This is a genomic window from Sphingobacterium sp. UBA5789, assembly GCF_002418355.1.
Classification (GTDB): domain Bacteria; phylum Bacteroidota; class Bacteroidia; order Sphingobacteriales; family Sphingobacteriaceae; genus Sphingobacterium.
Genome location: NZ_DIDX01000008.1, coordinates 117,189 through 129,755 on the forward strand (window position 1 = coordinate 117,189; position 12,567 = coordinate 129,755).

The window sequence follows — 12,567 nt, forward strand, 5'->3', positions numbered from 1 at the left end:
AAATAATATTAAGAAAGGCCGCNNGCGGCCTTTCTTAATATTATTTGGTTTTATCCAATGCTTGCAGGATATCTCCGATGATGTCCTCTTTATCTTCAAGACCTACTGAGAGGCGTATGCTTCCCGGACGGATTCCCAGATTCAGTCTTTCTTCTTCCGTTAGTTTGGAATGCGTTGTTGATGCCGGATGTGTAGCTATAGAGCGTGAATCTCCAAGATTGGAAGTGTACAAAATCATTTCCAGTTGATCTACGAAAGCTTTTGCTCTTTCGAAACCACCTTTTACGACAAATGTCACAATACCACCCCCGGCTTTCATCTGTTTCTTCGCCAGTTCATATTGTGGGTGAGAAGGAAGAAAAGGGTATTTCACATCCTCTATTTCCGCATGATGCTCCAGTGCTTCTGCCAATGCCAGCGCATTGCTGCTATGTCTGTCCATGCGCAATCCGAGGGTATCGAGACTTTTGGAAATGACCCATGCATTAAACGGAGATAGTGCAGGACCGGTATGGCGGATAAAGAACATCAGTTTATCAATCAGTTCCTGCTTTCCTACCACAATTCCTCCAAGGACACGACCCTGGCCGTCCATATATTTGGTCGCAGAGTGGATGACCAGATCAAAACCATATAAAATAGGTTTTTGAAGATAAGGCGTAGCAAAACAGTTATCAATAGACAGGATGATATTCGGATATTTTTCTTTGAATTTACCCAGCCATTCCAGATCGACCAGTTCCAGTCCGGGATTAGAAGGAGATTCCAGAAAGATGATTTTTGTATTAGGTTGTATTGCTTTTTCCCATTCTTCCGGATTAGCGGCATCGACATAGGTCGTTGTTACTCCCCATTTTGGAAATAGCTGGGTAAACAATTGATGTGTAGAGCCGAATATCGCACGGGACGAAACAATATGATCTCCGCTTTCTATAATGCCTGCAAAGGAAGCAAAAACAGCAGCCATTCCGGAGGAAAAAGCCAGACCTGCTTCAGCCTGCTCCATAATGCACACTTTATTGATCAGTTCGGTCGTATTAGGGTTAGCATATCTGGAATACACCATTCCTTGTTCTTCTTCTGCAAAGATAGCCCTGCCCTGCTCTGCACTATCAAAAATGAAACTTGAGGTTAAGTATAAAGGAACCGAATGTTCACGTTGCGCTGAACGGTCGGCTTGTTCGCGTATGATTTTAGATTGATCTTTATTCATGATGGATCAAATGTACATAATTGTTTTTTTTATATTCTACTTGAATGGTAGATTTATTATTTTTTTAGCATCCTAAGACATTACTCCTGATGCTGAGGAGATTGGTTAGCATAATACTCGTTTGTAAAAAGATAATAACTGATCTAAAATAAAAATAACCTTATTTAGAATAATTATAAATAATGTGTTAATTTTGATTAAAACAATACATTTATGGCAGCTAAGACAAAAAGTAGATCAGGTCAGTTTGAAGCCAGAGTAGTCGAAAAAATCTATTTGACTCCACACCTGATCCGCATTATTTTGACATCAGAAGACGTTCCTTTATATGCAGATGCGACAATAGGCGTTAATAACAAGATCTTAATTCCTCCGGCCGGAGTAGATGAAATCCATTTTCCGACATTTGATTTTGAGGCTGGAAAGTGGCTATACCCTGCTCCTGAAGTAGCCCCTGTTGTACGGACGTATACCCACCGGGCAATTGATGTGGAAAAGAAACAACTTATGATTGATTTTGTAGCACACGGAGAGGCGGGTCCTGCATCCAGATGGGCCATTCATGCTAAGGAAGGGGATTTGCTGGGTATTATGATGCATATGGATCCCTCTGTTCTTTATGCAGAGGCAGACTGGTATTTTCTGATCGGAGACGCAACAGCTATTCCGGTTATATCTGCTATTCTGGAAGACCTTCCAGCCAGTGCACATGCGGAAGTACTTCTGGAAGTCCATGGCAAAGAAGATGAAATCGAACCGGAAACTAATGCTTCATATCATATCCACTGGCTACACAATATAAATCCGGAAAATAGCAGTGAGCTGGCTTCCTTTGCCAAGGATATTGAAATACCGGAGCATGTCCGCAAATTCGCTTATGTTGCGACGGAATACCGTACTGTAAAAGAGTTGCGCAATTATTTCAGAAAAGAATTGGAATGGACCAAAGATGAACTGTATGCGTATTCCTATTGGAAAGCCGGACAGACAGAAGACGGGTCTGCTGCAGACAGACATGAAGAAAGTTATGGAAAGCCTTCCAGTTAATATAAAACAGGAAATCTGATTTAAAGATAAGGCCCGGATTTCAAAGAAACCGGGCCTTATCCATTGCCTTAAATGCAGATTTGATGTCTGCTATTTTTGTGGCATATGCTTACTTAATTCGGCCATATCCAAGCCCAATCCTTGTGCGACTCCTATACCCAGGTTGATATCTGCTCTGAACCAATGACACAATTGACGGTTGATGATTTCCATCTTTTTAGGTCCGTCAATACCTGACATTGCGCCAACAATATTATTGATCAGATGCTGTTTCTGCTCGGCATCTAATAGTCTGTAAAGATCTCCAGGTTGCGTGTAATGATCGTCTTCTCCGGGAGCATTACGATCATAATAATCACCTATAGTGCTGTCCAACTGTATTGCAGGCTCTTTGTAGCTCTGATCTTCATAGTGACCATCAAAACTATTCGGATAATAGTTCGGATCGGAACCGCTGTTTCCATTGACTGTCATCAGGCCATCTCTTTGATAGTTTGTGACCATAAAAGGACATCTGTTTACCGGGATTTGTTCATAATTTCCGCCCAGACGATAGCGTTGAGCATCCGGGTATGACAGGATTCTTCCCTGCAGCATTTTATCCGGCGAAAAGCTGATGCCATCGACAACATGTGCCGGTGCAAAAGCAGCTTGTTCCACATGTGCAAAATAGTTGTTAGGATTTTCGTTTAATTCCATTACACCGACTTCTATAAGTGGATATTCTTTCTGTGACCATACTTTTGTCAGGTCAAAAGGATTCCAGCGGAATGTTTTGGTTTGCTCTACAGTCATGACCTGTATGTATAATTTCCATTTCGGGAAATTACCGTTGTCTATAGCTTCCACAAGATCACGCTGTGCGTAGTCAGGATCTTCACGTTTCATGTCAGCAGCCTCAGCATCGGTCAGGTTCTTAATGCCTTGCTCGGTGCGGAAATGATATTTTACATAAACCAACTCATTATTGGCATTGATCATCGAGAAAGTGTGGCTTCCAAAACCGTGCATATGACGGTATCCGTAAGGTGTTCCTCTGTCTGACATCAAAATAGTAACCTGATGCAAGGACTCCGGATTTAAGGACCAGAAATCCCACATCATTGTCGGTGATTTGCAGTTGGTATACGGGTCACGTTTTTGTGTGTGGATAAAGTCAGGGAATTTTTTTGCATCCTTTACAAAGAATACGGGAGTGTTGTTACCAACTAAGTCATAATTTCCGTCTTCTGTATAGAATTTAACAGCAAATCCCCGCGGATCACGTTCAGAATCAGCAGATCCTTTTTCGCCTCCCACTGTAGAGAAGCGGATAAACAATCTGGTCTGTTTACCGATCTCATTCAAAAATTTTGCGCGTGTATATTGAGTAATATCATTGGTCACGGTAAATGTGCCATAAGCACCCGAACCTTTGGCGTGCACAATTCTTTCCGGTATGCGCTCTCTGTTAAAATGCGCCAATTTCTCATGCAGAAAGTAATCCTGCAATAAAACAGGGCCTCTTGGGCCAGCTGTCATTGTGTCTTCATAATTTACTACAGGGGCACCGGATGCAGTTGTAATTTTCTTTTTATTTTCTTCCATAACCTTTATTATTATACATTTCTCTCTTTAGTTTACCCTTCAAAAGTAGGGACATCTATTAGATATAACACATTCTAAAAAATAATGTGTTATAAATAAATTCTATATAATTAATTGAAATCTATATGTTATATTTATATATTTTTTCTCTAAAAAAACTGTATTTTACGGTTTTGTTTTACTTACTACCAGATGAAGTTTACCAACCTAATAGGGGCATTGTTGTTGCCCGCTTGTTTAATTGCACAGCAAGAGCCAAAGCCATATGGCGCAGTCCCTTCGGAGAGACAATTGAAATGGCATGAAATGGAGATGTACAGTTTGATACATTTTACTCCTACTACTTTCCAGAATAAGGAATGGGGATATGGAGATGCGCCGACTTCTCTGTTTAATCCCACAGATTTCAATGCCGATCAGATTGCTCAGGCGGCATCTAGTGCCGGATTTAAGGGGCTGATCAGCGTGGCTAAACACCATGATGGCTTCTGTCTGTGGCCTACTGCTACGACTACATATAGTATTGCGTCTACACCCTGGAAGAATGGAAAAGGAGATATGGTCAAAGAATTTATGACTGCGACACATCGTGCAGGAATGAAATTCGGCGTGTATCTGTCTGCCTGGGATCGTAATGATACCCGCTATGGTACTCCGGCTTATGCTGATGCCTATCGGGAACAACTCCGTGAGCTGATGTCTAACTATGGTGAGCTGTTTACATCCTGGCATGACGGTGCCAACGGCGGGGATGGTTACTATGGTGGAAGGAATGAGAAAAGAGTAGTAGATCGTACTACCTATTATGCCTGGGAAGAAAAAACATGGCCTATTGTACGCAAACTGCAGCCAATGGCAATGATATTTAGTGATGTAGGTCCGGATATGAGATGGGTCGGCAATGAACACGGATTTGCAGCAGAAACTAGCTGGGCGACTATCACGCCTAAAAGTCTGGATGGGAAAAAGCCTGTACCCGGAGTCGTAGATGACAGCAATCTGCCTACCGGAGATCGGAATGGTAAATACTGGATTCCGGCGGAATGTGATGTCCCTCAGAGACCGGGATGGTTTTATCATGCGGATCAGAATGATAAAGTCAAGACGCCTAATCAGCTTTTTGAGATTTATCTGAAAAGTGTAGGACGTGGCGCAAATATGAATTTGGGTCTCGCTCCGATGCCGTCCGGACAACTTCATGAAAATGATGTACGTTCACTGGCAGCTTTTGGTAAAAAGATAACAGAAACGTTTCGTCATAATCTGACTCAGGGAGCAAAACTAAAGGCATCTAACGTGCGGGGAAATGCCAAGTTATTTAATCCAGAGAATGTACTGGACAATGACCGTTATTCTTATTGGGCAACAGAAGACAATGTGCATAATCCTACACTGGAAATCGAATTGAAAGGTGAAAAAGAGTTTAACCTGATTCGTCTGCGTGAAAATATTAAATTGGGACAGCGACTGGATAGCGTATTTATCGAAGTGTGGGCGCAGAATAAATGGACACCGCTTGCCAGAGCAACCAGTATCGGTTCGACGCGTTTAATCAAATTGGACAAGCCGGTGAAAGCGGGTAAACTCAGATTACATCTTTATGCTCCTGTTGCACCGGCATTGAGTGATTTTGGACTGTTCAAAGAATTTGATGAACCGTTTACATTATCAGCAACGGCTGTCAAAACTCTTTCCTCTACGCAATATACTGTTCACCCGATTGCAGGGCTGGAAAAAGCTTTTGATGGTAATCCGCACACATTTGGCGTAACCAAGAATGCTGACAAAGGGATTGTATTTGAAGTAAATGCTGCTTTATCCGGATTGGGGTATCTTCCGAGACAGGATGCCAGTACAGAAGGGTTGCCGACTAAATATGAGATTTATGCAAGTGACGATAACAAAGACTGGAAACTGATCCAAAACGGAGAGTTTGCGAATATCAAAGCGAATCCGATTCTTCAAAAAATCTTTTTTGATAAACCTGTCAACACGAAATATCTTAAATTTATACCTAAAGAAACGTTAGGTAATACATTTTCAGCAGCAGGTTTTGAATTGTATATCCCATAAGCTGTACCTACTAGTACACTTATAAAAAAGATACCCTTGCCAATTGCTTTCCTTTAGCAGTTTGCAAGGGTATTTGATAACTATTATATGCTCATGAGAAAAAAAATCCTTATTCTAGCCTGTACATTTTTAACTGGTCTTTCAACTGTTGTTGCACAATCAAACTCCTTAAAACTATGGTATGATAAGCCTGCAAATAGATGGGAAGAGACATTACCTTTGGGAAACGGATTGATTGGTATGATGCCTGATGGTGGAGTTCAGAAGGAAAAGATCGTACTCAATGAGATATCCATGTGGTCCGGAAGTGAAGAAGATCCCAACAATTACGCCGCGTATAAAAGTGTGGGCGAAATTCAAAAGTTGCTGTTCGAGGGTAAAAATGATGAAGCTGAACAGCTTGTTAATAAGAATTTTGTAACCAGTGGTAAAGGAAGCGGACATGGAAATGGTGCAAATGTACCTTTTGGATGCTATCAGAATCTTGGATTTTTAAACCTGCAGTTTACGGGCGTTAACCAGCCTGCAGACTATGAAAGATCCCTTGACCTTAAAGATGCTGTAGCGCGGACTCACTTTACCATCAACGGAGTAAAATATACCCGTGAATATTTTACATCTTATGATCAGAATGTGGGTGTAGTACGGCTTACGTCAAGTAAAAAAGGAGCCTTGAATTTTTCTGCATCGCTAAGCAGAGAGGAACGGGCACAATATACTTCAAAAGGTAATGAATTTTCCATGTCAGGAGTATTGCCTGATGGAAAGGGAGGTGATGGAATTTCTTTTTCATCCAAAATCAGGATATTCCACAGAGGAGGAAAAGTGGCCGCTTCGGATACAGCACTGACTGTTTCTAAAGCCTCAGAAGTATTGATCTTTTTTGCGGCAGCAACGAGTTATTTTCATGCTGACCCTCAGCAATACGTAAATGAGCAGTTGAAACTGGCGTATGATACACCTTACCCGCAGCTATTCAAGCAGCATCTCTCCCTATATGAGTCTGTTTTTAACCGGGTAGATTTGCAACTCGAAGATGAGACTGATAAGTCCGGTATAACAACAGATAAACGTCTCCGGGCTTTTTACGATAATCCTGCACAGGATAACGGACTGGCAGCCCTGTATTACCAGTTTGGAAGATATCTTAATATTTCAAGTACTGCTCCAGAAGTAAAAGAAGCACTACCGCCTAATTTGCAGGGACTCTGGGCACACCAGATTCAGACGCCCTGGAATGGGGATTATCATCTCAATATTAATGCGCAGATGAATCACTGGGGAGTCGAAGTCAATAATCTTTCAGAGTATCATGTTCCTTTTATAGAGCTGATCAAAAAAATTGCAAAAACAGGAGAGAAAACAGCTAAAGCTTATTATAATGCTCCGGGCTGGGTGGTGTATATGATGACAAATGTATGGGGATATTCTGCTCCCGGAGAACAGGCTTCCTGGGGCGCAAGTACAGCTTCCGGCTGGTTGTGCAACCATCTGTGGGAACATTATCAGTTTACCAGAGATACTGCATATCTCAAGGAAGTATATCCCGTTATGCAGGGAGCAGCCCGTTTTTATGCTCATACAATGGTGAAAGATCCGAAGACCGGATGGCTCGTGACTTCTCCTTCTGTATCTCCTGAAAATGCTTTCCGGCTGAAAAACGGGAAAACTGCTGCAGTGGTAATGGGGCCGGCTATAGATAATCAGATCGTCAGAGAATTATACAGGAATCTGATAGACGCAGATAGTATTCTGGGGCAGTATAATACTTTTACAGATACGCTGCGGACACAGATCCAGCAACTCGCACCGCCTGTATTGATTAGTAAGAGTGGCAGCGTACAGGAATGGCTGGAAGATTATGAAGAAGTAGAGCCGCAACATAGACATGTTTCTCATTTGTATGGGCTTTATCCGGCCAACTTTATATCACCACAGATCACTCCTGAGTATGTAGATGCAGCTAAGAAGACACTTACTGTAAGAGGAGATGAGGGCACAGGTTGGTCCAGAGCATGGAAGATTTTGTTCTGGGCAAGATTGCAGGATGGAAACCATTCTCTCGAGATTCTCAGACAGTTATTGAAACCAGCTTATCGTGATGACACTGATTACCGTGCCGGTGGTGGTACATATCCCAATCTTTTCTGTGCACATCCGCCTTTTCAGATCGATGGTAATTTCGGAGGATCGGCAGGAATTGCAGAGATGCTGATCCAGAGTCATTCCGGATTTATTCATTTATTACCGGCTTTGCCTTCTGCATGGAAAAGCGGACAGGTGAAAGGACTCAAAGCCAGAGGGGGACATACTATAGATATGATCTGGAAAGATGGTCGGGTGTTGGAATACAAAATCACGGGAGGAACAGGATATGCGCTTGTATTGGTCAATGATGTGGTGGTGCAGCATAAACTGGATTAATAAGGACGAGTAAGACTCATTTCCGCTTTGTCTGTGCCGCTTTCTGTGAAACAGAAAGGTACGACTGATGGCAGAATTCTTCATACGAATTTTGTATATTCAGTTGTCAATTTGTTTGTCTGTTACACAAGCGGCTTTACAGCGGATTTGAGATAGCATAAATTATAGCCAAATATGAAAAAATATCTTTTCTGTATTCTTCTTTTAACGGGATTGTTATCCTGTACTTCCAATCCTAAAGATACGCCTAAAAAGGGTGGTGTTATCAAATATAAAATTACAGGAAAGGTTGATTTTAATGACGGACAGCAGGTGTATCTGCAGAATCATGACAATCAGTTGCAACAATTTCAGAAGACCACCATTCAAAACGGAATATTCGAGCTGGAGGGAGAATTGGCCAGTGATGGTATTTATGAGCTGATAGTCCGTGCAGATAAGGGAGAAGGAATCAAGCCCTTCAAATATGTTTTGCCTGTATTTTTAGAGAATGATTGCACGTATGATTTTGAAGTGATCCGCTATAAGGACAAAAATATCATTCAGGAAGCAACCATAAAGACAAACTCCCAGGCGTCAAATGATCTTTTTTCATTTAATAAGGCTGTGGATGCTAAACAGGCTGAATTGAAACAGAAAATTAACAGCCTTTCAAATGAAAAAAAACAGCTAAACGAATTGTTGCTGACGCTGGGACCAGGACAAGATGAGGCGTATGGCCGTGCTGTAGATCGTATGCATGCTACGCAGGCCGAAAGCAGGGCATTAGCGGCGCTGGATCCTAAGATTGAAGCCAGTGCTTCGTTTGTAGTCAATCCGGGACATCGTGCTTCTTTAATGACACCTTATCTTTTTCGGTTTATAACAATCAGAGAGGATAATTATGCAAAATATGCCGCAGTTCTGGACAGCCTGGAACCCGTTATTCTGCAGCATCCTCTGACGCTTGCGGCACGGGAAAAAGTAGACCGTGTAAAAGATTTCTATGAAAATATGCCGGCGTTTCCGAATATTACACCCCGTAATGTACAAGGTGATTCTTTACACCTATCCGGGTTTAATAAAGATAAAATGCTGATTGTCGCATTATGGTCCAGTAAAGACCGGTTTTCCAAAATGGATATTCCGGAATTATTGCGAAAAGAAGCTCAATTGAAAACACTTGGTGTACCGGTTATTTATCTTTCTGTAGAAAAACAATTTGAAGAATGGCAAAAGGGGAGTAAGACGCTGGGAATGGGACTTAATAATTATCTGCTGAATGTAACGGATAAAGATTTTATTATCAATAATTATAATGTAACCCAATTTCCCGCATATCTATGGGTGAATCCCGCGACTTTGAAAGTCGTGAATTTAAAGGGAGCTGATCCGGCTAACCCTGATTTTATGACGACACTGAAAAAGGAACTTCAAAAAATGTAAACATCTTAGCTTTACATTTTTTGCTATAAAAAATCTTATATTTGGACATAATGAACAATATTGGTTTTATTGCAGGTGAAAAATGAGAATTGTCCAGTTTACAGTTCCGGTTCCGGATCAGGGTTCTGTTTGTGTTCAGGAAGATATCCTGCCTGAATTTTATGGAAACTACCACAGGCACAAAGAAATCCAGCTGACCTATATTCTGAAAGGGAAGGGCACTTTCCTGATCGGGAATTTTTCCCATCATTTTCAGGAAGATGAAATCTTTATTGTAGATGCAGATGAACCGCATATGTTCAAGAAAGCTGATATGGTTTCAGAACAGGCAAATGAGAAAGGTATTCATGCGATTCATATCTTTTTTGATTACCATAATTTCACAAGCTTTCTGAATCTTTCCGAATTTGATAGTGTCAAGTCATTTCTGGAACATATACAGGGGAGTAAAAAACTAACTGCAGATTATGCTGTCCATCTGAAATCCCGATTTCTGGATATCAATGCGGCAGAAGGCACATCCAGGCTTCTGCAATTTCTGGATCTTGTCGATTATCTGAGTAAAAAAATAGAACTGTGGACCTCACTGTATACCGGAATTCCGCAGAAAAAATATTCTGATGCGGAAGGAATACGTATCAATGATATCTTCCAATATACCTTTAAACATTTTGCAGAGAAGATCTCACTGGAACAGATCTCGTCTATTGCACATATGACACCCCATGCTTTTTGTAAGTATTTCAAAAAGCATACACGTAAGACTTATGTAACTTTTCTAAATGAAATCCGTGTCGAGCAAGCCTGTAAGTTACTGATCAACGGACTGTCTGAGAATGTGGCCGATATCGCTTTCCGTACCGGATTTAACAATGTTGTGAATTTCAACAGAGTATTTAAGAAAGTAACTAAATTATCTCCAAGTGACTATCTGACGACTTATAAAGCCAAAGGATTATAAACAAATACGTAACATGTATATATTAAGAGCTTTCTTATTATTGGCTATCTTGTCAATTGTTAACTTCTCCTCTGCTCAGCAATACCGGATTGATACACTACAGTATCAGGGGACTGATAAGCATATTGTGAATATGGTTATACTAGCAGATGGTTATACTGCAACAGAACTGGATTTTTTTGTGGAGGATGCAAAGAGGTTTAACAGCTATTTTTTCAGCACAGAACCCTTTCGTCAATATAGCAGTTACTTTAATGTGTTTGCAATCCGTACGCCTTCAGAAGAATCCGGCGCTATTCACAAGGGCGTGAGCAATGACTGTCCGAAAGATGACCATGGACATGGAAATATGCCCGCTCGTTTCAATCTGTATACGCGAAATACAAATGTTCCGACTACCAATCCTAAAACGATCTTTGGAAGTAGTTTTGATAATATGGGATTGCATCGTTTGGTCATACCACATCATGAGGAAGCTATTCAAAAAGTACTGAAAGACCATATGCCAAACTACTCTCAGGTTGTGATTTTAGTGAATTCACCTTACTATGGGGGTTCCGGAGGGAAATATGCAACAGCTACAGTCAATGCGGCCAGTAATGATATTGCTGTACATGAGATAGGACATTCTTTTGCCGTGCTGGCAGATGAATACTGGGCCGGAAATCAATATGCTATCGAAGGGCCAAACCGTTCTCAGGAAGCGGATCCTACTAAAGTAAGATGGAAAAACTGGATAGGTACAAATGGTATTGGTGTATATGCATACGGTTCTAAAGCTTCACCTTCTACCTGGTTCAGACCTCATGAATTTTGTAAAATGCAATACCTTGTAGCACCATTTTGTAATGTCTGCCAGGAGACATTTGTCGAAACGATTCATAAACTTACTAATCCTATTAAAAATACTTCTCCCAAATCTACGCAGGTCCTGTCTGCAGATTCTGTCAATAAATTTTCACTCAATCTGATCAAGCCTTCTCCTAATACACTTGACGTAAAATGGATATTAAACGGAGAGCAGATAGATGTTGATAAAGAGGCAATCTACATCAATAAGGGAATGCTTCATTCCGGTATGAATGAACTCAAAGCCATTGTATATGACAATACGAAATTGGTGCGGTCAGAAGAACATGCCAAACATATTTATACTGCTGTGTGGAATATACATGTCGAAAAGGAAACCCCATTGACAAAACCTGTGTCAACCTGGGGAGATACCCTGGAAACCTGCTTCAATGGTTATCAGGCCATCGCTGTCAAAAATCCTCAATCCGGAATTACGTATCAGTGGTATGAATTACCATCCGGTGGTGAAATTTTACGATCTACTCCGAATTTTGTTGTTCCGCGTTCAAAAGAAAGTAAAACGTATTATGTGGAGAGCGTTTGGAAGGATCAGGTATCTGCCCGTACTGCGGTGACTGTACATATATTACCTGCAATAGATCCGCCAAAGAAAGTGGAAATTAAGAAAATAAAGGGATCTGGTAAAGTGCTGCTCCTCGTGGATGAAAAAGAGGATGAACGATATAACTATATCTGGAGTTATGAAGATGGGAAACCCTTATATGAATTTGATGAGTTAGGTGGTGAATTTGTGAGACCTACAGGAAAGAATAATACACTGACCATTAAACAGCCCCATAAACCGTTACGCATATTTGTGCAGAAGGTAGATAAAGAAACAACCTGCGTAAGTGAGCGATTACAGGTATTGGTCAGATAACAAAAAATGGGCTGTCCAAAAGGTACAGTATCATTTCAGATCTGCAATTCTCAAAGGGTTTGACTTGACTTTTTAGATACCCTCTTTTTATTATTTGACAAACGG

8 protein-coding genes are annotated in these 12,567 nt (G+C 41.0%); 6 read left to right on the top strand and 2 right to left on the bottom strand.

Annotated elements, in window-relative coordinates; genetic code table 11:
- Positions 1-40: 40 nt before the first annotated feature.
- On the bottom strand, positions 41-1,213 hold the full coding sequence (locus B4B65_RS21495) for a trans-sulfuration enzyme family protein (protein WP_201680754.1): 1,173 nt from the start codon (positions 1,211-1,213) through the stop codon (positions 41-43).
- Between the two features lie 213 nt (positions 1,214-1,426).
- On the opposite strand from B4B65_RS21495, the gene B4B65_RS21500 reads away from it, so the two are divergent.
- Positions 1,427-2,260: a siderophore-interacting protein gene (locus B4B65_RS21500; RefSeq protein WP_293918761.1), complete on the top strand. Its 834-nt coding sequence runs from the start codon at positions 1,427-1,429 to the stop codon at positions 2,258-2,260.
- Positions 2,261-2,350: 90 nt separating this feature from the next.
- On the opposite strand, the gene B4B65_RS21505 is transcribed toward B4B65_RS21500, so the two are convergent.
- Positions 2,351-3,847, bottom strand: coding sequence for a catalase (locus B4B65_RS21505; protein WP_293918763.1), 1,497 nt, complete (start codon positions 3,845-3,847; stop codon positions 2,351-2,353).
- A 192-nt stretch (positions 3,848-4,039) separates the two neighbouring features.
- On the opposite strand from B4B65_RS21505, the gene B4B65_RS21510 reads away from it, so the two are divergent.
- The 5 genes from B4B65_RS21510 to B4B65_RS21530 all read left to right on the top strand — a co-directional run bounded on the left by B4B65_RS21510 (position 4,040) and on the right by B4B65_RS21530 (position 12,462).
- Complete coding sequence (locus B4B65_RS21510; protein ID WP_293918765.1) at positions 4,040-5,920, top strand: alpha-L-fucosidase; 1,881 nt, start codon at positions 4,040-4,042, stop codon at positions 5,918-5,920.
- Between the two features lie 93 nt (positions 5,921-6,013).
- Positions 6,014-8,344 (top strand): glycoside hydrolase family 95 protein, encoded by a 2,331-nt coding sequence (locus B4B65_RS21515; RefSeq protein ID WP_293918767.1) that lies wholly within the window; start codon positions 6,014-6,016, stop codon positions 8,342-8,344.
- Between the two features lie 174 nt (positions 8,345-8,518).
- Positions 8,519-9,769: a DUF4369 domain-containing protein gene (locus B4B65_RS21520; protein WP_293918769.1), complete on the top strand. Its 1,251-nt coding sequence runs from the start codon at positions 8,519-8,521 to the stop codon at positions 9,767-9,769.
- Between the two features lie 82 nt (positions 9,770-9,851).
- On the top strand, positions 9,852-10,730 hold the full coding sequence (locus B4B65_RS21525) for a helix-turn-helix domain-containing protein (protein ID WP_201680748.1): 879 nt from the start codon (positions 9,852-9,854) through the stop codon (positions 10,728-10,730).
- A gap of 13 nt (positions 10,731-10,743) precedes the next feature.
- The gene (locus B4B65_RS21530; RefSeq protein WP_293918771.1) at positions 10,744-12,462 is read left to right on the top strand and encodes a M64 family metallopeptidase; all 1,719 of its coding nucleotides are present in this window, start codon (positions 10,744-10,746) and stop codon (positions 12,460-12,462) included.
- Positions 12,463-12,567: the final 105 nt, after the last annotated feature.

Excerpts from the sequence above, each read along its gene's own strand:
- B4B65_RS21505 (WP_293918763.1), bottom strand. The coding sequence starts at position 3,847 with ATGGAAGAAAATAAAAAGAAAATTACAACTGCATCCGGTGCCCCTGTA.
- B4B65_RS21520 (WP_293918769.1), top strand. The coding sequence starts at position 8,519 with ATGAAAAAATATCTTTTCTGTATTCTTCTTTTAACGGGATTGTTATCC.
- B4B65_RS21530 (WP_293918771.1), top strand. The coding sequence starts at position 10,744 with ATGTATATATTAAGAGCTTTCTTATTATTGGCTATCTTGTCAATTGTT.
- B4B65_RS21510 (WP_293918765.1), top strand. The coding sequence starts at position 4,040 with ATGAAGTTTACCAACCTAATAGGGGCATTGTTGTTGCCCGCTTGTTTA.
- B4B65_RS21525 (WP_201680748.1), top strand. The coding sequence starts at position 9,852 with ATGAGAATTGTCCAGTTTACAGTTCCGGTTCCGGATCAGGGTTCTGTT.
- B4B65_RS21515 (WP_293918767.1), top strand. The coding sequence starts at position 6,014 with ATGAGAAAAAAAATCCTTATTCTAGCCTGTACATTTTTAACTGGTCTT.
- B4B65_RS21495 (WP_201680754.1), bottom strand. The coding sequence starts at position 1,213 with ATGAATAAAGATCAATCTAAAATCATACGCGAACAAGCCGACCGTTCA.
- B4B65_RS21500 (WP_293918761.1), top strand. The coding sequence starts at position 1,427 with ATGGCAGCTAAGACAAAAAGTAGATCAGGTCAGTTTGAAGCCAGAGTA.